A 25,335-nucleotide genomic window follows, 5' to 3' on the forward strand; every position below is an offset into this window, starting at 1 on the left:
GAGGACTAGGAACGAATAGCCCGGTTCGCCTTTTTCGGCGAACACGCCCAAAAAAAATTATAGAGATAAAAGGTCTTCGAACCTTATAAAAAATAGAATAAAAAAACTCAGAATCTAAGCTACTTAGAATCTTAGTAACTTAAAAAAGAAATGGCAGAAAAAAGAAGAGACCTTGTATTAGCAGGATTAGAACCGTTGATTATTACGCCCGAAAGTGTTTTTGTAAACATTGGCGAGCGTACGAATGTAACAGGTTCGCGAAAATTCCTTCGCTTAATCAAGGAAGAGAAATATGACGAGGCGCTTGATATTGCAAGACAACAAGTAGAAGGTGGAGCACAGATCATCGATATTAATATGGATGAAGGAATGCTTGATGGTGTTCAGGCAATGACTAAATTCCTGAATTTGATTGCATCAGAACCGGATATTTCGAGAGTGCCGATTATGATCGACAGCTCGAAATGGGAAATCATCGAAGCAGGTCTGAAAGTAGTACAAGGAAAAAGTGTTGTAAACTCGATTTCATTGAAAGAAGGCGAAGAAGCCTTTATTCACCACGCCAAATTAATCAAACGATACGGAGCGGCGGCCATTATCATGGCTTTTGACGAAGTGGGTCAGGCCGATAATTTTGACCGAAGAGTCGAAATCTGTCAGCGTTCGTATGATATTTTGGTTGATAAAGTTGGCTTTCCTCCACAGGATATTATTTTCGATTTGAATATTTTTCCCGTTGCAACCGGAATGGAAGAACATCGCTTAAATGCTTTGGACTTTTTTAGAGGTACAAAATGGGTTAGAGATAACTTGCCGCATGCACATATTAGTGGTGGAGTGAGTAACGTTTCATTCTCTTTTAGAGGAAATGATCACGTTCGTGAAGCGATGCACTCGGTATTTTTATACCATGCAATCAAGAACGGAATGACAATGGGAATCGTGAATCCGGAGATGCTTTCGATTTACGATGATATCCCGAAAGATTTATTAGAACACGTTGAAGACGTAATCTTAAACAGACGAGATGATGCCACAGAACGACTTTTAGATTTTGCTGAGAACGTAAAAGGCGAAGTAAAAAGTGATGAAAAAGCGATTCAGGAATGGCGTTTAGGAACGGTTCAGGAACGTATTACCCATTCATTGGTAAAAGGTGTTGACGCATTTATTGAAGAAGATGTTGAAGAAGCGCGTTTGGCAGCTGTAAAACCTATTGAAGTTATCGAAATCAATTTGATGACGGGAATGAATGTCGTAGGAGATTTATTCGGAAGCGGAAAAATGTTCTTGCCTCAGGTAGTAAAATCGGCACGTGTAATGAAAAAAGCCGTGGCGTATTTGTTACCGTACATTGAAGCCAGCAAACAGGCCGGAGACAAACAAGGGAATGGAAAAATTTTGATGGCAACCGTAAAAGGTGACGTTCACGATATTGGTAAAAACATCGTTTCGGTAGTATTGGCTTGTAACAACTACGAGATTGTAGATCTTGGTGTTATGGTGCCTCCGGAAAAAATTATTGCTGCTGCGATTGAACATAATGTTGATATTATTGGTCTAAGCGGACTGATTACGCCTTCGCTTGACGAAATGGTGTATTTGGCAAAAGAATTAGACAAACAAGGAATTAAAATTCCGATTATGATTGGTGGAGCAACCACTTCGCGCGCGCATACTGCCGTGAAAATCGCTCCTCAATATAGAGAAACTGTAATTCACGTAAACGATGCTTCGCGTGCCGTTACCGTTGCAGGAAACTTATTAGATCATAACCGTAAAATATATGCGAGTGATATTCGCGCAGAATACGATGCGTTTAGAGAAACGTTTTTGAATCGTTCGAGAGATAAAAACTTCCTGACGATCGAGCAAGCGCGTAAAAACAAATTACAATTGGATTGGGACGAATATACTCCGACTAAACCAAAGTTTATTGGTAAAAAAATCATCGAAGTAGATCTTGATGTTTTGGTTCCGTATATCGACTGGACTCCGTTTTTTAGAACTTGGGAATTGTTCGGGAAATATCCGGCGATCTTGACTGATGAGGTTGTTGGAGAACAGGCAACTTCGGTTTTTGCAGATGCTCAGGAAATGTTGAAAGTAATTTTAGCAGAGAAAAAATTAACCGCTAAAGGAATTTACGGAATTTTTCCTGCGAACCAAATCGACGACGACGATATCGAATTGCGTGATGAAAACGGAAAAGTTTTGGAGAAATTCTTAACGCTTCGTCAGCAATCACAAAAAACAAAAGGAGCGCCAAACATCGCTTTATCTGATTTTATCTTACCAAAAGACAGTGGAATTACAGATTATATGGGCGCATTTTGTGTAACAACTGGTTTTGGTGTAGACGAATGGGCAGCTGAGTTCGAAAAAGATCTTGACGATTACAATTCGATTATGGTTAAAGCATTAGCAGATCGTTTTGCTGAGGCTTTCGCCGAATATCTGCACGAAAAAGTACGTCAGGATTTCTGGGGTTATGATGCTGAAGAATCGCTTTCGACAGAAGATTTGATCGAAGAAAATTACAAAGGAATTCGTCCTGCGCCAGGATATCCTGCTTGTCCGGATCACTTAGAGAAACCAACAATTTGGAAGCTCTTAAATGTTGCCGATGAAATTGGAGTAACCCTGACTGAAAGTATGGCAATGTGGCCGGCATCTTCTGTTTCTGGATATTACTTTGGAAATCCGAAAAGTAAATATTTCGGACTCGGAAAAATAAAAGAAGATCAGGTGGTAGATTACGCCAAACGACGTAACGTACCAACAGATTACGCCATGAAATGGTTAAACCCTAATATAGCAGATTAAATTAATTTTTGATTTTAGAGTTCAGATTTCAGATTTTACTCTAAATCATCATTTAAACAAAAAGATATTTGATTATGTTTTTTGATTTCAGATTTTTTACAGAAACTAAAACTCAAAATTCATAACTCATAACTCATAACTTAAAAAATGAAAGTAACACAACATATAGAAAACGCCAAAGGAAATACATTATTCTCATTTGAAATTATTCCGCCTCAAAAGGGGAAAAGCATTCAGGAATTGTACGATAATATCGATCCGTTGATGGAGTTTAAACCGCCGTTTATTGATGTAACGACTTCTCGCGAAGAGTACATTTATATTGATAAAGGCAACGGACTTTTAGATAAAAAACTGACTCGTATGCGTCCGGGAACGCTAGGGATTTGCGCTTCTATAAAACATAAATACAATGTAGATACTGTGCCTCATGTACTTTGCGGAGGATTTACGAAGGAAGAAACCGAGTATCTTCTGGTAGATTGTAATTATTTAGGAATCGATAATATCATGGCTTTACGTGGTGACGCCATGAAAGACGAACAATATTTTATCCCTAAAGCAGGAGGAAATAATTATGCAATCGATTTGGTACAACAAATTAATTTATTGAATCAGGGAAAATACCTTCATGAGGTAATGGATATCGATAACAAAGCCGATTTTTGTATTGGTGTTGCAGGTTATCCGGAGAAACATTTAGAATCTCCTTCGTTACAATCGGACTTAAAAAGACTGAAAGAAAAAGTAGATGCCGGAGCTGATTATGTGGTAACACAAATGTTTTTCGACAACTCAAAATATTTCAAATTTGTAGAAAAAGCCAGAGAAATGGGCATCACAATTCCTATTATTCCGGGAATTAAACCTATTGCGGTTCAAAGACATTTACAGGTTTTACCTCAAATTTTCCGTATCGATTTGCCGGAAGATTTAATTCATGCCGTAGATCAATGCAAGAATAATGCAGAAATTAGACAAGTAGGTATCGAATGGGCAATTCAACAGTCATTAGAACTAAAAGCTGCCGGAGTTCCTGTATTGCATTATTATTCAATGGGAAAATCTGAGAATATTCGTCAGATTGCGAGTCATCTTTTTTAAGTTTTTAATGTTTTAGGCATTACACACAGTGTTGTCATTCCGAGGAACGAGGAATCTCCGCAAGAAGCTCGACAAAGATTGTCCGCTTTACTGTGCGGAGTTACTTGCGGAGATTCCTCGTTCCTCGGAATGACAAAAAAGATGTGAAAGTTATAGTGTGGTTGCTTCGTTCCTCCCAGTATTTTTATCTTTGCGGGTAATTGGAATTTGGAATTTTTTAATTGGAATTTAATTTTAAAGTTATGAAACAAGAAGAATTACAAGCAATAGCTTCTCAGCTTAAACACCCAACTGGAGAAAAAGGAATCGAAATGGGCAATATGATGAATGAAACGAACATCAACATGACGCGCCATTCGATTCAGAATCTACAGATAGAAGCAGGAAATAAAATTCTGGAATTAGGTCACGGAAACGCAGGACATGTAGAGTTCATCTTCGAACAAGCTGAAAATATTAAATATTACGGACTTGAAATGTCTGAATTAATGTTTCAGGAAGCGCGCCAGACTAACAGAAATTATGTTTCTCAAAAACAAGCTTTCTTCTCGATTTATGACGGAAATACAATTCCGTTTGAAGATAATTCATTCAATAAGGTATTTACGGTAAACACGATTTATTTTTGGCAGGAACCTGAAAAATTGCTTTCTGAAATTTACAGGGTTTTGCAGTCAAAAGGAATTTTATGCATCACTTTTGCGGAAGAGAGTTTTATGAAGCAACTTCCTTTTACTCAATTCGAATTCGAACTTTATAGCACTGAAAAAGCCGAAAAACTGATAGAAAAATCATCTTTCAAAATCATAAACAAAGAGACTTTAACAGAAAAGGTAAAAAGTAAAACAGGCGAATTGGTTGACAGGGCTTTTACTACTTTGGTTTTAGAAAAATAATAATGAATGCGAATCAAGAGATTAAAATGTTGGCTATTGCGTACCTATTGCACGCTAAATCTATTTTTAATTCCTCATTTTTACTAATATTTAGTGCCTAAAGACACATTTTTCGCATGAATTTAAAATCATTTGAAATCCTTTTAATCAGTGGCATAAAAAAATAATTTCAGTACTCATTTTTTGAGTAATTTAATTGATTTTTATTTCACGTTTCTATTTCCAAATTCTAATACGGCTTAATTATGGAGGTTAAAAAAATCAATTTTCTAAAAAGTTACAGCAGTGTCTTGCTGCTTCTGGGCGGAATCATAATAGGAAGTATTTTCGGATTAGTTTTTAAAGAGAAAGTTGCCGTTATAAAACCTGTTGGAGATATATTCTTAAACTTGCTTTTTACAGCGATTATTCCGCTTGTTTTTTTTACAATTACTTCTTCAATTGCCAATTTAGAAAAAACAGAAAAGTTAGGAAAGTTATTTGTTATCATGATAGCAGTGTTTTTAGGGACACTTTTAATTTCGGCTATTGTTATGATTATCGCGGTTTATCTTTTTCCCATTCATGAAAATATTATAATTACTAAAGTTCCGTTAGAGAATATCCAATCCGGGAGTGTTGGCGATCAAATAGCACAATTACTGACGACCAATGATTTTTACGAATTGTTGTCAAGGAAAAGTATGTTGGCGCTTATTATATTTTCATTTTTAATAGGTTTCGCAACTTTGCAATCAGGAGAAAAAGGAAATGCTTTCAAAAGTTTTCTGGATTCTGGAAACGAAGTCATGAAGCAGCTTTTGACTATGATTATGAAATTGGCTCCAATAGGTTTAGGTGCTTATTTTGCGTATCAGGTTAGTTATTATGGTCCGCAATTATTTGGAGTTTACGCCAAACCATTAGGTGTTTATTACGTAGCTTGTATCTTTTACTTTTTTGTCTTTTTTAGTTTATATGCTTTATTGGCCGGAGGCAAAAGAGCTTTTGTCGTTTTTTGGAGTAACAATATTACACCTTCATTAACGGCAATAGGAACTTGCAGTAGTATTGCGACCATTCCGGCAAATTTAGACGCTGCCGAAAAAATGGGCATTCCAAAACATGTCAGGAATTTAGTTATTCCGTTAGGTGCACCTTTGCACAAAGACGGTTCGAGTATGTCATCCATTTTAAAAATAACATTTCTTTTTGCCATGTTTGGTAAAGATTTTACTTCACCATCAACCATACTTTTGGCATTAGGAATTACGATAATTGTTTCGATTGTAGAAGGCGGAATACCGAACGGTGGTTATATAGGAGAAGTTCTGGCTATAACAGTTTATGGATTACCAATGGAACAAGCTTTGCCGGTTGCTATGATCTTAGGAACTCTTGTTGACCCAATCGCAACTTTATTAAATGCCAACGGTGATGTAATTTCGTCTATGATGGTCTCGCGGTTCTCGGAAAAGACGAAATGGTAAACGACTAATTATACCCCAACAATAAAAATCAGTATTAATCCGCTTAATCAGTTTAATCTTTGTGCTATTCTGTAGTAGCACAATTATATAAGCATATAAAGTTATACAATGAATTCAGTACTTCAACACGATCTAAATGATCTCGAAAACATACTTAATCAAGCTAAAGAACAAGGAATACATTTTTTGAATAACCTTGAGAATATTCCAACTTCAAATAAAAATACAATCGATCCAACCCGAAATTTAAATGAAGTGGGTTTAGGATCATTAGCAGCTTTAAAAGAATTTAAAGAAAGATTAGCGCCCTTGATGATTGCTTCGCCCGGACCAAGATATTTAGGTTTTGTAACTGGAGGATCAACTCCAGCCTCAATTGTTGGAGATTGGTTAGCATCGGTTTATGATCAAAATACGCAAGCGATAAAAGCTCAAGGTGGAGTTTCGGCCTTGATAGAATTTGAAACCATCAATTTGTTATTGCAGTTATTAGATTTGCCAAAATCATTTTTAGGAGGTTTTGTAACGGGGGCAACAATGTCCAATTTTACCTGTTTGGGAGTGGCAAGACAATGGATTGGAGCGCAATCAGGAAAAGACTTTGCAAAGACGGGAATAACTGAAACTATTCATATTCTGACAGCTACGCCACATTCTTCTTCAATAAAAACATTATCGATGTTGGGTATTGGAAGCAATAATTACACGACAATTAAAACTATCGAAGGCAATCGCGAAGCCATTGATGTTGATGATTTAGAAAAGAATATTCAAAATTTAAACGGACAGCCTTTTATTCTGATTTCGAGTGCAGGAACAGTAAATACAGCCGATTTTGATGATTTTGTAGAAATTGCAAAACTGAAAGAAAAATACAATTTCTGGTGGCATATTGATGCCGCTTTTGGTGGTTTTGCAGCAGTTTCGGAGAAATTCAAACATCTTACAGAAGGATGGGAAGGAGCAGATAGTATTACCATCGATTGTCATAAATGGCTGAATGTGCCTTATGAAAGTGCTTTTTATTTAATTAAAGAAAAGCATGTAAATCTTCAAACAGAAACTTTTCAGAATTCGAATGCACCTTATTTAGGAAATCCGTTAGAAAACTTTAATTACCTGAATGTATTACCTGAAAATTCACGTCGTTTACGAGCCTTGCCGGTTTGGTTTTCATTAATAGCGTACGGAAAAGAAGGTTTTAAGGATATTATAGAAAATAGTACAGCATTGGCATTGCATTTTGCAAACGAACTTATTGAAGATGATAATTTTGAACTTTTGGCTCCCATTCGATTAAATAATGTTTGCTTTACTTTAAAAGGAGATCATAATCAGGAAAAAGTGAGTCAGTTTTTGACGCTTTTGAATGATAAAGGAAAAGCGTTTATGACACCAACTGTATATCAAAACCGAAAAGGAATCAGAGCTTCTTTTGTAAATTGGAGAACATCCGAAACAGATATAAAAATAATAATACAAGAGTTGAAAGAAAGTATTTTAGACTTGGAAATATAAAGTTTATCCCGATTCGCAAAAGCCCGTTTATATTGTAAGCGGGCTTTTTTTATGGTTTTTTTTAAGAATTTTACTAAATTAAGTTTTGTGTTTTAACTTTTAAAATATAAAAATTTAAGCAAATCTTAAGTCAGTCTTAATTATTTATTAAGGAATCAGTTATTTTTTTATTGATTTCTCTATTTGAAAGTTAATCATTGAGTTTATTTAGAATAATTAAAAATAAGTTACAAATACTGTTTTTTGATGTTAATTTTGTGCCAAATTAATTTCAACCTTTAGTAATGCAAATAAGTAAAATATTTTCCTTAGCCTTGATTCTCTTAACTTCAATTCAGGGTTTCTCACAAAGCAAAAAAGTAATTTTAAACGGAATCATTTTAGAAAATACTGGTAAACCTGCCGAAGGTGTTTCTGTAGCATTAAAAGGAACAGCTTATTCTACTTTAACAAATGAAAACGGAGAATATGAGATAGCTGCAGAACCGGGAAATTATGTGTTATCTGTTAGTTCAGTAGGATTTAAATCTAAACAGACCAAAATTAATCTGCAATCAGACCAAACAGTACCAAGCATTAGTATCGAAGAGGATATGGCTGCTTTAAACGAAGTTCAGGTTAAAGGGATATCGAAAGTAACTAAAATAAAAGAATCTGCTTTTCAGGTTAATGCGGTCGATACGAAAGCAATGGCCAATATTACATCCAATTTGAGTCAGGTATTGAACAAAACTACCGGAGTAAAAGTTAGGGAGCAAGGAGGTATGGGTTCTGATTTTGAGTTTTCTATCAATGGACTTTCTGGTAGCGCCATAAAGTTTTTTATAGATGGTATTCCTTTGGATATTATGGGAAGTTCAATGACGTTAAACAATATCCCGGTTAATTTATCTGAAAGAATTGAAGTATATAAAGGTGTAGTACCAGTAAACTTAGGTTCTGATGCTCTTGGTGGTGCCGTAAATATTATTACGAATCACCAAATATCAGATTATTTGGATATGTCTTATAGTTTCGGGTCCTTTAATACGCATAGTACTTCATTGACAGGGCAGGCACGTGATAAAAAATCAGGACTGATTTTTAAAGCTTCGGGTTTTTTAAATTATTCGGACAACGATTATAAAATGAGAGGAGTAGAGGTAAGGGAAGTGATTGATGCAGATAATGGTCGTTTTGTTAAGGGAGATTTTAGAAGATTCAATGATCAATTTAAGTCTGTAATGGGACAAGCAGAATTAGGTTTTGTTGATAAATCCTGGGCAGATGTGTTCTTTATTGGAGGAAGTTATTCGGCAACAGAAAAAGGAATACAAACGGGGACTAACCAGAACGTAGTATACGGTCAGGTGCATAGAGGAGGAGATGCTTATTCATTTTCGTTACGATATTTAAAAAAGAACTTGTTCACAAAAGACCTTGATTTCAGCTTGTTTTCTTCTTATTCTGATGATCAAAATACTGTTACAGACCTTGCATATAGAAAATATTACTGGGATGGAAAGTATGTGCCGAATCAATTTTCTGAAACAGGTAAGCAAGCAACTAAATGGAATATTCAGCGTCCAAAATATTTTATCGCATCGAATCTAAGCTACAAAATAAACGATAATAATTCTTTAAGTCTTAACTATACTTTGGACAAGGTCGATAACAAGACTTATGACAAATTGATTAATGATAAAGATGATAATCCAGGGAAACTTACAAAAAATATCGTAGGATTATCCTATCAACAGAATTTCTTTGAAGAAAAATTAACCAACACATTTTTCGGAAAGTATTATGGAATGATTTTAGAACAGCCATTTGCTATTACTGATTCCGGAACTGGAGCCGGCGGAACTATTAAAGATAACAATGGTTACACCGGATATGGAATTGCATCACGCTATAAAATAACGCCATCGATAGGTATAAAAGCGTCTTATGAAAAAGCATATCGCTTACAAAGAGTTGATGAAATGTTTGGTAATGGATATTCTGTTGTAGCTAATCCGGATCTTAAACCAGAAAACAGTAACAATTACAACGTAGGAGGATATTGGAAGAATGAAGCAGAAAATCATCATTTTTTTGTAGAAACGGGTGGCTATTTAAGAAAAGCAAAAGACTTTATTTCTGCAATTGTTTATCAATCTAATACTCAAATAAGCAAATTTCAAAATACATCAAATATAATTGTTAAAGGTTTAGAGGCAGATATTAAGTATAATTATCAGAATAAAATAAACGCCGGAATAAATTTTACTTATCAAAAAACACTTGATGATACAAAATATCCTAATGGATCTAATTCAGGAACAATATCAGCGACATACAGGGATGACTTGCCTAATACGCCTTGGATGTTTGGTAATGCAAATTTAGGATATAGAAAGTCGGACTTCATCAAAAAAGGAAATAATCTACAATTTAATTGGGATTTACAATACACACACTGGTATTACCTAACCTGGGCAAAGTATGGAGTAGATAATAGTAAAATTCCTGACCAATACATACAAAATGTATCTGTTTCTTATTCTATGAATGAAGGAAGGTACAATGTTTCTCTGGAATGTAACAATTTAACAAACTACTTAGCTTATGATAATTTTAAGCTGCAAAAACAAGGGCGCTCTTTTTCAATTAAATTTCATTATTTCCTAAAATAACATTGAACGAAATTATTTTTTAATAACTATATAAAAAACATTTAAACATGAAACGATTTATTAAACCCTCTTTTTATTTTCTATTTATTAGTACGCTAATAATGGGTACAACTATTTCCTGCTCTAGCAATGATGATTCTGGAAGTGATGATTCTGGAAGCGATGGAAAAGCTGATTATGCGCTATGGCTGCAATTAGGTAGCTGGCCAAATACAACTCAGTACGTTGTAGGGGTTGATGATTTAAGTAAAGGCAGTGTTAGTTTAGTAGGTAATGGTGCCGAAGTGACAAGCAAGGCAGATTATGGAATTATTGCCAAAAACGGATTTTACTACTATCCAAGTACAAGTTCTAACTTTGGTAAAATGACTAAATTCGAATTTAAGAACAATCAATTAGCTGTTGTAAAAGAAGTACCTTTTACATATCAAAAATCTATAAATTGTTATACATGGGTAGATGATAATACGCTACTATTGTTTGGTACGAATGGTGATGGAAACAAAGTTTTATATACTGTTGTAAATGCTACAACACTTGAAATTAAAAATGGAGAATTGGCATTGCCAGCGATTCCAACTGGATATTCTTCGTATAATCAAGGTAATATTGAATACTCAAACGGAAAAATATATGTAGCATTCTCTAATATGGCTATTTGGCCTGCACTTGCTGAATCAGGTATGAATATTGCCGTAGTAAACTATCCAAGTTTTGCTGTTGAAAAAGTTATCGAAAGCTCTGATGCTGATGGTAATGGAGGATCTAATATGTGGATGCCTACTTCTTGTACTGATGAGGCTGGTGATGTTTACATGATGTTTTTTGCTGATTGAATGACTACTAAAGAAAGTCCAACAAAAATATTTAGAATTAAAAAAGGTACAAGTGCAATAGATGCTACTTATAATTTTAACCTTGGTACTGCCTTAGGAGGAGAAACTGCAAGTGGATTCTGGTATGTTGGTAATGGTAAAGCAATTGTTAAATACTTAGATTCAAAAATAGTAGCAGCAAGTCCTTCGACATTGTTTAATACTAAATTTGCCTTGATTAATATCGCGACAAGCTCGGTAATTAAAAAATTAGATTTACCTGCAGATAAAGGAAGCCAGTTACAAAATGTAATTACATCTGATGGTAAAGTATTTATTCAGGTTAATGCTGAAACTACTAAGGATTATGTTTGGGAAGTGAATACTACAACAGGTGCTGTAACTCCGGGTGTAGAAATTGTTGGAGGTTATGATTATATTTTACGTTTAGATAATTTGAAATAATCTAAATAAAAAAATTACAATACTATATTATTTTTTTGAACCGCAGGCCATTTAGGTGGCTTGTGGTTTTTTATCTTTTATATTTCTTTAAATATGTTTTCTTCATCATCAGAATCAAAAAATAAAAAAAATAAAAAATCACGGTTTAGTAAAATCAATGCCTGGTTGCATTTATGGCTTGGGTTAGCATCGGGAATAATCGTGTTTATTATGGGAATTACCGGTTGTATTTTGGTTTTCGAACAGGAAATCAAAGCGCTAACTTCACCGTATTTAAATGTCGAAGCTGAAGGTCAGGAGAAATTATTACCGCCTTCAAAAATATATGCTGCTGTTCATAAAGCATTGCCTAACAAAGAAATTCATGGCGTTTGGTATAATGGTTTAGATAAATCAATTAAGGTCGATATCGAATCGGATTCGTTGATTTATGTAAATCCGTATAACGGTAAAATTACTGGAATGGTACATCATGAAGATTTCTTTCATTTTATGGATGAAGGGCATCGTAATCTTTGGTTAGAGCGTGAAATTGGTTCGCAAATAACTGCATGGGCAACGGTGGTCTTCTTCTTTTTGCTCATAAGCGGACTGATACTTTGGTTCCCAAAAAAATGGAATAAAACAACCCGAAACGCTAGTTTTAAAATAAAATGGGATGCAAAATTCAAACGCCTTAATTATGATTTGCATAATGTTATGGGATTTTATACGTTGATTTTGGCCGTACTTATCGCTTTTACAGGACTGTTGATGAGTTTTCACTGGTTACGAGAAAGTACCTATTGGATAGCCGGAGGATGGGCTGATGAAAAAGACAAGAAAGAACAAGTTGTTGCAGTCAAAAAAGATACTTTATCGCAACAGCAATTAGATAAATTGGCTGGAGCCGATATTATCTGGAAAAAAGTAAGAACAGAAATTGCGAAGGAAAATAAAGAAGCCGTTATTATTCATTTTCCGGATGAACCAAAAGACGATTTCTATGCCTGTACAGATATGAATAAAGGAGTCTGGAGAGATTTATACTTTAATTCCCAAACGTTAGAATTACTTCCAAGTTCGCAGGACTACATTGGTGATGCCCGTTTTTCAAAATGGTTAATGCGCTCCAATTATAGTCTTCATGTTGGTGCAATTGGAGGTATACCAACCAAAATTGTCTATTTTTTAGGCAGTTTAATATGTGCCAGTTTGCCTGTTACCGGATTTTATATCTGGTGGGGAAGAAAGAAAAAACAAAAAACCAAAGCATAATTCGGCTTTAATTTTATTTACTTTTTTGTTGGTTAGTACTTAAAAGTCTTTTGGTAGAAGTAACATTCTTCAAAAGACTTTTTTATGCGTTTTTAGATATAATAGAAATCTCAAAATCTATCTCATTGTCAGACTGAGCGAAGTCGAAGTCCCGTACGCTGAGTCACTTTGTGGGACTTCGACTTCGCTCAGTCTGACATTCGTGTAGTATAAAACAGTAAAAATAAACCAGCGTAAATCTGTTTAAACCTGTGTCATCCGTGTGCCATTTTCGCCAACATTCGCAAGTGATTTATCAACTAAAAACAGAAAGAGCCCGCTAACTACAACAGGCTCTTTCCATCAAAAAAAAACAAAAACAAGGGGGAAACTAAAGACTCAAAATATTAGATTCTATATGTAAAAGCTATTGTGGCAATACGATTATCAAGATCATATCTTTTATTAATACTCGTTTGCGCTATAACCGAATTGATGTGGAAATTATTGGTATTGAAAATGTCTGTAACATTCAGTTTGATATTGCCTTTTTTGGACAATACTTGTTTTGAGATACCAATGCTGAAATCAAAGAAAGCATCTCGTTCATATATACCAAGATTCGATTTTGACTGATACTGGGCGTTAGCTTCAGCTTTCCAGCTTTCTGTAATGGTAAAGGAGTTTTGAACGCTTAAATTCAAGGTAACAATTGGGTCAATTTTGTCTGTATTGACCACATTCCCCATAAATTTATTTTCGAAAATATTAAAAAGCGTATTTACAGACCACCATTTATAAATTTCGGCCGTATTGGTAATATTGGCTCCGTAATTATAAGACTTGTCTACATTAATCTGAGAAGTTACCGTGGTATTATTGGCCGGATCATAAACATATACTTCGGTAAAAACATCTTTTGTTTTGCTGAAATATAATGAAGCCATAAAAGCACTTTTCCAGGCATAACCTATTTCTGCAGAATGTGTGATTTCAGGAACCAGATTCGGATTTCCCTGAGAATAGTTGAAGGAATCATCATAAAAACGAAACGGATTCAAATCGAACTGACTTGGTCTGTTGATTCTTTTACTATATGAAGCATGTATCGAATGATTGCTGGTCAGTTCATATTTCATAGAAACACTCGGAAACCATTTTAAATAATCGTCTTTATGCTCTTCATTCAGCGTTTTTTGTAAAATGTTTATCGCAGTATATTCAGTACGTAAACCACCCTGAATATTCAATTTTTCCATTTGATATTTAAAGTTGGCATAAGCCGCATAAATTTGTTCTTTATATTCAAAATGATTCGTCGAATTAAGATCTACAATCCATTGATTATTGTCATTGTATTCGTAAACCGATGGATTATCGTTGTTTTTTATACTGGCTTTAAATCCCCATTCGATAGACTGTTTTTCCTTCAGCGGATTTGTAAAATCTACTTTTCCGGTAAAAACCTTCAATTGCGACGGAATAAAACCTCTTCTGTCATTTATGTTAGCAGTACTTAAAGGATCTATATTCCTGGCACTCTGAAACTGATTCGATCTAAATTTTGAAGTTTCATATTCAAAATCAAAAGACATATTTTTTCCTTCGGTATTAAATTTATGAACCCCGGAGAATGCATACGTATAATCATTCCATTTCTCTTTGCTGTCATTGTAGGTCGAAGCATCAAATTGCACCTGATCTGTAGCGTTAAGCAAGGTGTTTCTACCATTAGCGATGTTTTCGTAGCGGCCCAATTTAGCATCAACATAGAGTTCCAAATTCGTTTTAGGAGAAACTTCGTAAGTTGTTCCTATTTTAAAATTGTTCGAAGTCAATGGTTCATCAGTCGTTGAGGTTTGATGGTTTTTTGTCGAAATGGTCTGGCGGGTTGCATCAGTATATTGATTTTGGTCAAATTCTTTACGTTCTTCTTCCCCTCTAAAAGTGTAGCTGTAGTTTCCATAAACACCAAATTTTTCTTTATTGTAACTTAAGTTGGCACCAGAATTGGTTCTGTTTTTTCGGCCTCGTCCATAATTGGTAAAAACAGTTCCTTTAAGTCCGCCCGCATTTGGTTTCTTTAAAATGATATTAATAATTCCGGCTTTTCCGGTAGCGTCATATTTAGAGGAAGGATTGGTAATCACCTCTATTTGTTTGATATTTGATGAAGTGGTCGATTTTAAATAATTGGCCAGTTCTTTTTGCGAAAGCTGGGTCAATTTGCCATTGATCATTACGCCAACACCTTGTTGTCCGCGAATCGATAATTCGCCATCCTGAGACACGACAACACCCGGAGCACGCGATAAAACATCTAATGCTGTTCCGCCTTCAGAAACAATACTGTTTTCGACATTAAAAACTAATCTGTCTGATTTTTGGGTATATAAAACTTTCTTTTTTGTAATTACAATTTCATCTAATGCATTGATAGAAGTTTCGACAATACTGTCTGTTTCTTTTTCTGTCTGCGAATAACCGTAGACCGAAAATGCAAGCATAAGAGATGTTATAATATTCTTCATGATATTTGGATTTGATTTTTTTTGGGAGTAAGGCTTTTATTGTGATGCCAGATTTGTGAGGAGAAGACTTAATCATTCAAGAAGAAATGCTCAGTCTAAAACGATTTGTTCTAATTTATCAGAAAGTAGTTTTAAAAGAAATAAAAAATACTTAGATAGTTTCGAAAAATAAGGTGAAATAAGGCTGAATACAGAGAACATTTGAGTGGTATTTTGAAGTTTCAATGTTCAAATATAACACTATTTATAACAAGTCTAAATAAAAATAGTTAAAATTTGCCTGTGATATCATAACAAATTGATAATTAGCCTTTCGCGATTTATTAAAAAGGAATAAAATGTACTCTAAAATCAATATTTTGACAATAAAGCCAATAAAAGCAAGCCTGCGTTTAAAAAAGTAATAGATCAATCCCAAACCTGTAAAGTGGAAAAAAAATTACCCCAAAGCTCGCTAAGTTTTACTATTAGCTTTTAAAAGTAAAGTTCGCAATCCCGATAGCTATCGGGATTGGATTAACTTAGCTTTGCGAACTCTGTGCTTTCTAAAGGCATTCTTATATAAAAAGCTTTGTGTTCTCTGCGGTAAAAAATAATTAGTGAAAGTAACATCAGAAAGTATTACAAAAAAAAGCCAATCCTTAATAATGAAAGAATTGACTTTTATCTGTAAACCGAGACTGTAAACTGAAAAACGCTATTTAGTAATTTCTCTAAAAACAGCTTCCAGGTTTTTATTTTTCTGGTTGAGTTGTAATGTTTTTAAACCATTTTCGTTGGCAAAATCAAAAATAGCCGGACGCATATCTTTTTCGGCAACAAAAGTAAGTTCCCAAGTCATATCGTGAATATTTTTGTATGAAGTAATGTTTTCAAGTTTTGCCAGAAGTTGTTCCTGTATCTGATAATCAAATTCTACTTCGATAACTTGTTCTTTATCTTCAGATACTAAATGATCTAATTTTTTATCGGCAACAATTTGTCCTTTGTCAATAATAATGACACGATCACAAATGGCTTCGACTTCCTGCATAATGTGAGTTGATAAAAAAACGGTTTTATCTTTTCCGACATTTTTAATTACGTTACGAATTTCCATTAACTGATTCGGGTCCAAACCAGTAGTAGGTTCATCCAGAATCAAAACATCCGGATTGTGCAATAAAGCATTCGCAAGTCCCACACGCTGGCGGTATCCTTTAGACAATTGTCCTATTTTTTTATGGCTTTCCGGTGTCAGTCCTGTCAGTTGAATGACTTCTTCGATTCTTGATTTTGGAACCTGATAAACATCGGCATTAAAAGCCAAATACTCACGAACATACAAATCCAGATACAACGGATTATGTTCCGGTAAATAGCCAATAGAACGTTGAACTGACTTTGCGCTCGTCATGACATCATGACCATTTACAAGGGCTGAACCGCCATCGGCAAGTAAATAAGTAGTCAAAATTTTCATTAAAGTAGATTTTCCTGCTCCATTTGGACCAAGAAATCCAACGATTTCTCCTTTTTGAATAGAAAATGAAATTGAATTTAATGCTTTTTGAGTTCCGTAACTTTTTGATATGTTGTTTACTTCTATCGACATGACTTTTTATTTGCTACAAAAGTAAACAGAAATACGATCGATTGCTACGATTTTGTCTTTTAAAGAAATCATAAAAAAAACTTAAAGGCCAACAGCAACGGCATCGTTATTGCTAAAGCAGTAGTAATTAAAAAAAATATTTACAATGAAAAAAATTTTACTTATTCTGGCTTTAGCTATGTTTAGCTTTGCAAATGCACAAAAAGGAACAATCTTAGTTGGTGGAAACATCGGATTCACTTCTGAAAAATCAGAATTTCAATTTGGTGAAACAACAAAAAATTCATTTAGCTTTTCTCCTAAAGTTGGTTACCAATTTAATGACAACTGGACTGTTGGAGGTGAATTTACAGTAGCTTCTGCTAAAAACGAAACTGCAACTACAGAAATTAAAAATAATAATTTCAAAATAGGAGCATTTGTTCGTTATTCAGTGCCTTTGAGCCAAACTTTCTCTATTTTTGCTGATATGGGTGCTGGTTTTCAAAATGAAAAATCTAAAGTATATGGTCCTGCAAATGCTTATTCAAAATCTAAAGCAGATGGTATGTATGTAGGTGTAACTCCAGCTCTTTTCATTAACATGAAAAAAGGTTTTGGTCTTAACTTCAGTATTGGTGGTTTAGGATATGAAACATTGAGTTATGATAATAACGGACCAGATGTTAGTAAATTCTACTTCAACTTTGGACAAACATTTAATATTGGAGTTTCTAAAAACTTCTAATCTTAAATTATATATTCAATTTCAGAAAAAGCACTCCAATTGGGGTGCTTTTTTTGTGTTTTAGAGGTTCAGGATACGACTAGTTATCAGGATTTTGTAATGAATAAATTATCAACAATAGAAAACATAGGAAACACCAACAGTATTTTTGTGATGGCAGAAATAAAACATAGTACTGGATTAGAGTTTTATTTTTTTTACAACGTTTTCGTGAATTTTTCTTGGTATTTTAATAGAAACAAGATAAAAATCACGTTTTCTGTAAATTTCGACTTCTAAATTTGTAAGACGCATATTAAATATGTCGCCTTATGATAAAAATAAATAAATGGATAGTTGCATCAGCAGGAATGTTATTGCAATTGTCAATAGGTTCGATTTATGCTTACAGTGTCTGGATTAATCCTATTCATGAATTGAATGGCTGGGATGCGCATCAATTAAAACTTTCCTTTAGTTTAGCCATTTGTTTTTTGGGTCTTACTGCTGCTTTCATGCAAAAATTTGTTCGAAGAATTGGTCCTAAAAAAGCCGGATTACTTGCTGCATTGTTTTTTAGCGCAGGATTAATAGGCAGCGGATTTGCTATTGCAGAAAAGTCATTGCTATTGTTTTATTTATTTTATGGCGTAATAAGTGGCATAGGTTTAGGATTTGGGTACATTACGCCTATTTCGGTTGTTGTAAAATGGTTTCCTGAAAAACCAGGATTTGCAGGCGGATTGGTTATTATGTCTTTTGCCGTGGGTTCTATATTGGCATCAAGACTTATTTTGCCTCTAACGGCATCACTCGGTGTTCCGGGAGCTTTTTATTTATTAGGCAGTGCTTATTTTTTAATAATGGTATTGGCGTCATTATTTCTTTTGCTTCCTGTTTCCAGTATTCAGATCGAAAATGCGGTACAGGATAATGCTACTATTCCTTTAAAAGTATTATTAAAAGACGTTCGTTTTTATGGTCTTTGGCTGATGCTTTTTTTTAATACAATTTGTGGTATTGCCTTAATTTCTATTGCAGCACCAATGGCAAAACAATTAATTCATATTACGGATAGCCAGGCAATTAATTTTGTTGCTTTTATTGGTTTTTTTAACGGATTTGGAAGATTGTTCTGGTCCAGTATCTCTGATAAAATTGGCAGATGGTCAACTTTCTTTTTGTTTTATACGATAGGAGCTTGTTGCTTTTTGGTTTTAAGTCATACCAATTCTCCCATTTTATTTCAAATCATGATATTTATTATTATAAGTTGTTATGGTGGGGCATTTGCAACGATTCCAGCCTTTGTTAAGGATATTTATGGACCAAATAAAATGAGCTCACCCTTTGGTTTTATATTGATAGCCTGGTCGGTAGCTGCTTTTGTTGGACCAGGATTAATTGGGCTGACTAAAGATTATACAACGATTTTTTATTTGTTCGCCGGAATTTTAATGTTTACTGCCATTATGTGCTTAATATAAAAACAAAAACTTACTTATAGTAAATAATTGTGAATTTTGCAAAAATAAGTTCCTTTTATGATTATTGTCATAGTTTTCGGCCTAAAAAGTGTCGAAATTTGATCATATAATAAACGCAATTAAATTATTTTGAGTTATGAAAGCAAGTGTCGAAAAAATGGTATTTACACCCGGAAAATGGGGGGCATCAGTGAACGTTCAGGATTTTGTAGTAAAAAACATTACTCCTTATGAAGGGGATTCTTCTTTTTTATCGGGACCATCAGCAAAAACTACAAAATTGTGGGATATCTGTAAAGAAGCTTTATTAAAAGAGCGAGCAAATAACGGATGTTCGGCAATTGATGTAGAAACAATATCAACTATTAATGCATTTAAACCAGGCTACATTAATAAAGAAGATGAAGTGGTGGTTGGTTTGCAAACAGATGAATTGTTAAAACGAGCAATGAAACCTTTTGGAGGGATTAAATTGGTTGAATCTGCGGTAAAAGAAAGAGGATTACAAGTTTCTGATCGTGTAATAGATATTTTTAACTATGCTAAAAATCATAACGAAAAAGTTTTTGATGCTTATGATAAAGAGATCAGGGATTATCGTTCTAAACATATATTAACAGGTTTGCCTGATAATTATGCCCGCGGACGTATCATTGGTGACTTCCGTCGTATGGCTTTGTATGGAGTTAATCAGCTTATTGCTTTTAAAAGAGAAGATCATAATAGAGTTGGCGGCGAAATGACCGAACATAAAGTTCGTTTGCGTGAAGAGATTTCGGCGCAAATTAGTGCCTTGCAGGATATGCTGATTATGGCTGCTGATTATGGTTTTGATATTTCACTTCCTGCGCAAAATGCAAAAGAAGCGGTACAATGGGTTTATTTTGCTTATTTGGCTGCGGTAAAAGAGCAGGATGGAGCAGCAATGTCTTTAGGAAACGTATCTTCATTCCTTGATATTTATATAGAAAGAGATCTGAAAGAAGGATTAATTTCAGAATTTGAAGCACAGGAATTGGTAGATCAGTTTGTAATGAAATTGAGAATGGTACGCCATTTAAGACCTGGAGCTTATGATGAAATATTTGGTGGAGACCCAACATGGGTAACAGAATGTATTGGAGGTATGTTTAATGACGGAAGAACGAAAGTAACCAAATCTTCATTCAGATTCCTTCAGACATTATATAATTTAGGAGCATCTCCAGAACCAAACTTAACAGTTTTATGGTCAGAAGATCTTCCACAAGGATTTAAAGATTTCTGTGCGCAAGTGTCAATTGATACATCATCAATTCAATACGAAAATGATGATTTGATGAGACCAAACAGAGGTTCTGATGATTATGGAATTGCTTGTTGTGTATCGCATCAGGAAATTGGTAAATCTATTCAGCACTTTGGGGCACGTGCCAATTTACCTAAAGCTTTATTGATTGCTTTAAACGGAGGTAGAGAAGAACGTGGCGGAGCATTAATCATGAAAGATATTCCGTTTATTCACGACGAAGTATTAGATTATAATGTAGTAAGCAATGTGTTTAAACGTACGCTGAAAGAAGTAGCCAGAGTATATGCCAAATCAATGTATATTATTCATTATATGCATGATAAGTATTATTATGAAAGAGCGCAAATGGCTATGATTGACTCTGATCCGCATGTTGATATCGCTTATGGAGCTGCAGGGATTTCTATTATTGCAGATTCGTTATCAGCAATAAAATATGCGAAAGTAAAACCTATCAGAAATGAAAACGGAATTACAGTAGATTTTAATATTGAAGGTGATTATCCTAAGTTTGGTAATGATGACGACAGAGTCGACTCTATTGCTCAGGAAATTACAGCTTTCTTTATCAAAGAGCTTAGAAAACATACTGCATATAAAAATGCAACACCAACTCTTTCGTTATTGACGATTACATCGAATGTAATGTACGGAACCAATACAGGAGCAACTCCTGACGGACGTAAAGATGGTGAGTCTTTTGCACCGGGAGCAAACCCAATGCACGGACGTGATTCTAGTGGAGCAATTGCTTCGTTAAATTCTGTTGCAAAACTAGATTACAATGATGCACAAGATGGTATTTCTAACACGTTTTCTATGATCCCGAAATCATTAGGAGATACCAGAGAAGAGCAAGTAAGTAATCTGGTAAACACCATAGATGGTTATTTTGCACAAATGGCGCATCACTTAAATGTGAACGTATTAAATCGCGAAACCCTTCAAGATGCTTATAATCATCCTGAAAATCATCCACAATTGACCATAAGAGTTTCGGGTTATGCTGTTAATTTTGTGAGATTATCAAGAGCGCATCAGTTAGAAGTTATAGCGCGTACTTTTCATGAAGCAATGTAAATCGAGCGAATTGTAAAGTTAAAATAGGTTGGCTGGAATGTAGTCAGCCTATTTTTTTATTATTAACTTGTTGGGTGTAATTAATAAAAAAATTAAACACATAGAAACATAGATTTTATAGACAAAAGAAGGATACAAAAAGAAACTCATTTCTTTCGCATAGATAGCTTATGTGTATTTCAAATAAGTGAAGCGCCTTTTTAAGTATAGAAAAGCTATGTTTCTATGTGTTAAAATAATTACCCCAATTCGTTATTATTGTTTTAATTTCATTTAAGAAACTATGTATTTTCAATTACAAGATATTGAAGCCGCTAAATTAAACATTGATGATCCCGATCATTTAAGAATACATTCTCTCGAAACCTTTGGTACCCATGATGGTCCCGGTATTCGAATGGTGGTATTTGCACAGGGATGTCAGTTTAGGTGTTTGTATTGCCAGAACCCTGATACACTCGATGTAAAAGGAGGCTCTTTGGTCGAAATAGAAGAACTGGTAAAAAGAGCTGTTCGTCAGAAAAGCTATTTTGGTAAAACCGGAGGAGTTACAGTTTCCGGAGGAGAACCTTTACTTCAAAGAAACAAGTTACTGCACTTTTTTAAATTATTGCACGAACAGGGAATCAATACTTGTCTTGATACCAACGGAAGACTAAATAATCACCAGGCACAGGAACTTTTTGATAATACTGATCTTTTGTTATTGGATGTAAAACATATTAATGACGAGATACATCATAAATTAACCGGTTTGACGAATAAAAATACACTGGAGGTTGCTGCTTATAGAGAATCTACCGGAAAACCAATGTGGTTAAGATATGTTTTAGTTCCCGGCTGGACAGACCAACCAGAATACATGGAAAAATGGGGACAACATTTTACCAATTATAAAACGGTCGAGCGCGTAGAGATTATTCCGTTTCACCAGCTCGGATCTCAAAAATGGGAATTGCTTAATATGCCGTATGCACTTAAAGATACTGCAGCACCAACACCGGAAAGTAAAGCAGAAGCATTTGCTATTTTTAGTAAATATTTCAAAAATGTCATACTTAAGTAGCAAGTTGCGTTTGGCCTGAATATACAGGAGGTTTATCTTTTAAATAGTATATTTTGTTGAATGAAATCCTAAATAAAACGTATTTTTGACGCTTAGATGAGAAATCTACAATCTACAATCTGAATTCTAAAATACAAAAATGAACTGGGAACAACTTTTATCACTCAAACGCCAAGGCGATACTAGCAAGAGATTACGTGTAGAACAAGACGATACCCGACTGGGTTTTGAGGTTGATTATGATAGAATTATCTTTTCGGCTGCATTTCGATCACTGCAGGATAAAACACAAGTTATTCCGCTTTCTAAAATAGATTTTGTGCACACGAGACTTACGCATAGTTTAGAAGTTTCAGTGGTAGGACGTTCCTTGGGGCGTTTGGTGGGAAAAAAAATCATTGAAAAATATCCTCACTTAAAAGAAATTCACGGTTATCATATGAATGATTTTGGTGCTATTGTAGCTGCGGCTTCTTTGGCACACGATATTGGTAATCCGCCTTTTGGACATTCTGGTGAGAAAGCCATTGGAGAATATTTTTCGATAGGAAACGGTTTAAAATACAAAGATCAGTTAACCGCCAAAGAATGGCAGGATTTAATTGATTTTGAAGGAAATGCAAACGGATTTTCGGTTCTTACGGCAAGTCGTCCGGGAATCGAGGGTGGACTTAGAATTTCCTATGCTACTTTAGGTGCTTTTATGAAATATCCAAAAGAAAGCTTACCTAAAAAACCAACAAATGATATCGCCGATAAAAAATACGGTTTCTTCCAGACGGATAAAGCATTCTTCGAAGAAGTAGCCAAAGATATGGGCATGATTGCCAATAAATCAGGAGATGATATTGGTTTTGAAAGACATCCTTTAGCGTATTTGGTTGAAGCAGCAGATGATATTTGTTACACCATCATTGACTTTGAAGACGGAATAAACTTAGGATTGGTATCTGAAGATTATGCTTTAGAATATTTAATAAAACTGGTAAAAGACAATATTGGAGTTGCGAAGTACAAGACTTTAACCACCAAAGAAGATAGAATTAGTTATTTACGTGCGCTTGCAATAGGAACATTAATCAACGATGCCGTAAATGTTTTTATTGAAAATGAAGAAGCAATTCTGGCCGGAAAATTTCCTTTTGCTTTAACCGATAAAAGCAAATACAAAGCGCAAATGAATGATATCATTAATTTAAGCGTTGATAAAATCTATCAGAGCCGTGAGGTTATAGAGAAAGAAATTGTGGGTTATCAAATCATCCAGACTTTATTGGATAAATTTATTACTGCTTTTAATAATAAATACGAAGGAACTGCTTCCAACTACGATAAATTAATTTTGAAAATGTTGCCGGAAAAGCATCAATTAGAGAAAGAGAATTTATACGAACGTTTGCTTCATATTTGTCATTACGTTTCGCTTTTAACCGATGGAAATGCGTTAGAATTATTTGAAACGATTAACGGAAGAAAGAAGAATTAAATCATTTTTTTCCTTTTTGATATAAAAAAACACCCGATAGAAATTGTTTCTATCGGGTGTTTTTTTGTTTAATAGCGATACTGTTTATTTTTTATTGAAAAGCGTATACTAAACCTACGCCCAAAACTTGTCTTAACTGCGCTCTTGGCCCATCGTTTACCTGAGAAGTCGATCCTGTAGTTGGGTCAACAACATCTTTCTTGGTTTTAATATCATCATCATAAACCAGATGAATACCAATATTTGCTTTTACATAAGCGTTTACAACAAGATCCAGACGAGTATCATAATCTACGTCGACATTTCCGAATTTGTTCAAATAATCGGTGTATAAGCTTAATCTGTTCTCGTAGAAAATGTTTTTGAAAATTTCGTTTTTCATATATGCAGTTAGTAAAATACCAAATTCCGCTTTTACTTTTTGTCCGTTTTCAACTATAATTTGAGAATTAGGATCCATAGGATCCGGAGCATAAATTGCTTTTTTAACACCAAAAGATCCTTGGTTGGCCAAATCCTGATCTAACACCAAAGTAGTTTTTAACGTAATAGGAGAGAAGTAAAACGTTCTGTTTTTCTTTTTATTTGAGTTTTCAGCTCCAGCTCCCAAAAATACATAGGCTGGTGCGAAAGGTTTCGAAATAGCAATATCTCTGTTTGGGTAATTATATCCGTTTGTAAACTGCGTATTGAAATTAAATTTAGCCGAATAATACCAATTCGAAATCGTATCTTTTCTGAATCCGTAAGTAGAATTCAGCATAACAGCATCGTCAGTCTTTCTTAATTCGGTACCGTCTTGTTTGTTTAAACCATATTTTACAATAAGTTCGTTCGCCCATTTATGATTTCCTTTGATATAAGTTCTTCCAAATTCACCCTTAAACAAACCTGAGATCGAACTTGTTCCCCCCGCGCTCCAGTTCACAAAAGCAATTTCGGAAATATCAAATCCCAGTTGATTTTTCTTAGTCCAGTTAGAAGGTGGCGGCGGCAGCTGATTAGGCGCTAAAGTCGTTTGTATAATTTGAGCAAAGTTATGTGAGGTACACAAAAGCAATAGAAGCAAAAGGGTAGAACGCAATAATTTCATTATGATTTTAGTTTT

Annotated in this window: 16 protein-coding genes and 1 pseudogene; 14 read left to right on the plus strand and 3 right to left on the minus strand. The window is 34.5% G+C overall.

The window, feature by feature from the left end; translation table 11 throughout:
* Nucleotides 1-150: 150 nt before the first annotated feature.
* From metH to LNP81_RS08385, 8 genes and pseudogenes are all read left to right on the plus strand, one after another.
* Nucleotides 151-2,826: a methionine synthase gene (metH, locus tag LNP81_RS08345; RefSeq protein WP_230034951.1), complete on the plus strand. Its 2,676-nt coding sequence runs from the start codon at nt 151-153 to the stop codon at nt 2,824-2,826.
* A gap of 147 nt (nt 2,827-2,973) precedes the next feature.
* Nucleotides 2,974-3,930 carry a methylenetetrahydrofolate reductase [NAD(P)H] gene (gene metF, locus LNP81_RS08350; RefSeq protein WP_230034952.1) on the plus strand — a complete coding sequence of 319 codons (957 nt, stop codon included), beginning with the start codon at nt 2,974-2,976 and terminating at the stop codon, nt 3,928-3,930.
* A gap of 242 nt (nt 3,931-4,172) precedes the next feature.
* Nucleotides 4,173-4,826 carry a class I SAM-dependent methyltransferase gene (locus LNP81_RS08355; RefSeq protein ID WP_230034953.1) on the plus strand — a complete coding sequence of 218 codons (654 nt, stop codon included), beginning with the start codon at nt 4,173-4,175 and terminating at the stop codon, nt 4,824-4,826.
* A gap of 245 nt (nt 4,827-5,071) precedes the next feature.
* Complete coding sequence (locus LNP81_RS08360) at nt 5,072-6,295, plus strand: dicarboxylate/amino acid:cation symporter (protein WP_230034954.1); 1,224 nt, start codon at nt 5,072-5,074, stop codon at nt 6,293-6,295.
* A gap of 108 nt (nt 6,296-6,403) precedes the next feature.
* Complete coding sequence (locus LNP81_RS08365) at nt 6,404-7,813, plus strand: pyridoxal phosphate-dependent decarboxylase family protein (RefSeq protein WP_230034956.1); 1,410 nt, start codon at nt 6,404-6,406, stop codon at nt 7,811-7,813.
* A gap of 284 nt (nt 7,814-8,097) precedes the next feature.
* Nucleotides 8,098-10,470, plus strand: a complete 2,373-nt coding sequence (locus tag LNP81_RS08370) for a TonB-dependent receptor (protein ID WP_230034958.1) — start codon at nt 8,098-8,100, stop codon at nt 10,468-10,470.
* A gap of 101 nt (nt 10,471-10,571) precedes the next feature.
* Nucleotides 10,572-11,750, plus strand: a pseudogene (locus LNP81_RS27555) (DUF4374 domain-containing protein).
* Between the two features lie 93 nt (nt 11,751-11,843).
* Nucleotides 11,844-13,007 carry a PepSY-associated TM helix domain-containing protein gene (locus LNP81_RS08385; protein WP_230034964.1) on the plus strand — a complete coding sequence of 388 codons (1,164 nt, stop codon included), beginning with the start codon at nt 11,844-11,846 and terminating at the stop codon, nt 13,005-13,007.
* Between the two features lie 386 nt (nt 13,008-13,393).
* On the opposite strand, the gene LNP81_RS08390 is transcribed toward LNP81_RS08385, so the two are convergent.
* Entirely contained in the window at nt 13,394-15,517 is a 2,124-nt protein-coding gene (locus tag LNP81_RS08390; RefSeq protein WP_230034966.1) for a TonB-dependent receptor domain-containing protein, read from the minus strand.
* Nucleotides 15,518-16,214: 697 nt separating this feature from the next.
* Nucleotides 16,215-17,111: a gliding motility-associated ABC transporter ATP-binding subunit GldA gene (gene gldA / locus LNP81_RS08395; protein ID WP_230034968.1), complete on the minus strand. Its 897-nt coding sequence runs from the start codon at nt 17,109-17,111 to the stop codon at nt 16,215-16,217.
* Between the two features lie 145 nt (nt 17,112-17,256).
* On the opposite strand from gldA, the gene LNP81_RS08400 reads away from it, so the two are divergent.
* The 6 genes from LNP81_RS08400 to LNP81_RS08425 all read left to right on the plus strand — a co-directional run bounded on the left by LNP81_RS08400 (nt 17,257) and on the right by LNP81_RS08425 (nt 24,227).
* Nucleotides 17,257-17,838, plus strand: coding sequence for an outer membrane beta-barrel protein (locus tag LNP81_RS08400; protein WP_230034970.1), 582 nt, complete (start codon nt 17,257-17,259; stop codon nt 17,836-17,838).
* 39 nt (nt 17,839-17,877) lie between these two features.
* Nucleotides 17,878-18,117 carry an Lrp/AsnC ligand binding domain-containing protein gene (locus LNP81_RS08405; protein ID WP_255700740.1) on the plus strand — a complete coding sequence of 80 codons (240 nt, stop codon included), beginning with the start codon at nt 17,878-17,880 and terminating at the stop codon, nt 18,115-18,117.
* Between the two features lie 32 nt (nt 18,118-18,149).
* The gene (locus LNP81_RS08410; RefSeq protein ID WP_230034974.1) at nt 18,150-19,304 is read left to right on the plus strand and encodes an L-lactate MFS transporter; all 1,155 of its coding nucleotides are present in this window, start codon (nt 18,150-18,152) and stop codon (nt 19,302-19,304) included.
* 136 nt (nt 19,305-19,440) lie between these two features.
* Complete coding sequence (gene pflB, locus LNP81_RS08415; RefSeq protein WP_346432737.1) at nt 19,441-21,675, plus strand: formate C-acetyltransferase; 2,235 nt, start codon at nt 19,441-19,443, stop codon at nt 21,673-21,675.
* 283 nt (nt 21,676-21,958) lie between these two features.
* Complete coding sequence (gene pflA, locus LNP81_RS08420) at nt 21,959-22,741, plus strand: pyruvate formate-lyase-activating protein (RefSeq protein ID WP_230034976.1); 783 nt, start codon at nt 21,959-21,961, stop codon at nt 22,739-22,741.
* Between the two features lie 139 nt (nt 22,742-22,880).
* Nucleotides 22,881-24,227, plus strand: a complete 1,347-nt coding sequence (locus LNP81_RS08425; RefSeq protein ID WP_230034979.1) for a deoxyguanosinetriphosphate triphosphohydrolase — start codon at nt 22,881-22,883, stop codon at nt 24,225-24,227.
* 91 nt (nt 24,228-24,318) lie between these two features.
* Here LNP81_RS08425 and LNP81_RS08430 read toward each other — a convergent pair whose 3' ends face one another.
* Nucleotides 24,319-25,320 (minus strand): DUF3078 domain-containing protein, encoded by a 1,002-nt coding sequence (locus tag LNP81_RS08430; protein ID WP_078006263.1) that lies wholly within the window; start codon nt 25,318-25,320, stop codon nt 24,319-24,321.
* Nucleotides 25,321-25,335 lie beyond the last annotated feature (15 nt).

This window comes from Flavobacterium piscisymbiosum, from assembly GCF_020905295.1.
GTDB lineage: Bacteria > Bacteroidota > Bacteroidia > Flavobacteriales > Flavobacteriaceae > Flavobacterium > Flavobacterium piscisymbiosum.

What these genes read in the sequence shown, in the direction of transcription:
- pflA (WP_230034976.1), top strand. Translation starts at nt 21,959, where the DNA reads ATGTATTTTCAATTACAAGATATTGAAGCCGCTAAATTAAACATTGAT.
- LNP81_RS08370 (WP_230034958.1), top strand. Translation starts at nt 8,098, where the DNA reads ATGCAAATAAGTAAAATATTTTCCTTAGCCTTGATTCTCTTAACTTCA.
- LNP81_RS08385 (WP_230034964.1), top strand. Translation starts at nt 11,844, where the DNA reads ATGTTTTCTTCATCATCAGAATCAAAAAATAAAAAAAATAAAAAATCA.
- pflB (WP_346432737.1), top strand. Translation starts at nt 19,441, where the DNA reads ATGAAAGCAAGTGTCGAAAAAATGGTATTTACACCCGGAAAATGGGGG.
- LNP81_RS08355 (WP_230034953.1), top strand. Translation starts at nt 4,173, where the DNA reads ATGAAACAAGAAGAATTACAAGCAATAGCTTCTCAGCTTAAACACCCA.
- gldA (WP_230034968.1), bottom strand. Translation starts at nt 17,111, where the DNA reads ATGTCGATAGAAGTAAACAACATATCAAAAAGTTACGGAACTCAAAAA.
- LNP81_RS08390 (WP_230034966.1), bottom strand. Translation starts at nt 15,517, where the DNA reads ATGAAGAATATTATAACATCTCTTATGCTTGCATTTTCGGTCTACGGT.
- metH (WP_230034951.1), top strand. Translation starts at nt 151, where the DNA reads ATGGCAGAAAAAAGAAGAGACCTTGTATTAGCAGGATTAGAACCGTTG.
- LNP81_RS08360 (WP_230034954.1), top strand. Translation starts at nt 5,072, where the DNA reads ATGGAGGTTAAAAAAATCAATTTTCTAAAAAGTTACAGCAGTGTCTTG.
- LNP81_RS08425 (WP_230034979.1), top strand. Translation starts at nt 22,881, where the DNA reads ATGAACTGGGAACAACTTTTATCACTCAAACGCCAAGGCGATACTAGC.
- LNP81_RS08365 (WP_230034956.1), top strand. Translation starts at nt 6,404, where the DNA reads ATGAATTCAGTACTTCAACACGATCTAAATGATCTCGAAAACATACTT.
- LNP81_RS08410 (WP_230034974.1), top strand. Translation starts at nt 18,150, where the DNA reads ATGATAAAAATAAATAAATGGATAGTTGCATCAGCAGGAATGTTATTG.
- LNP81_RS08400 (WP_230034970.1), top strand. Translation starts at nt 17,257, where the DNA reads ATGAAAAAAATTTTACTTATTCTGGCTTTAGCTATGTTTAGCTTTGCA.
- metF (WP_230034952.1), top strand. Translation starts at nt 2,974, where the DNA reads ATGAAAGTAACACAACATATAGAAAACGCCAAAGGAAATACATTATTC.
- LNP81_RS08430 (WP_078006263.1), bottom strand. Translation starts at nt 25,320, where the DNA reads ATGAAATTATTGCGTTCTACCCTTTTGCTTCTATTGCTTTTGTGTACC.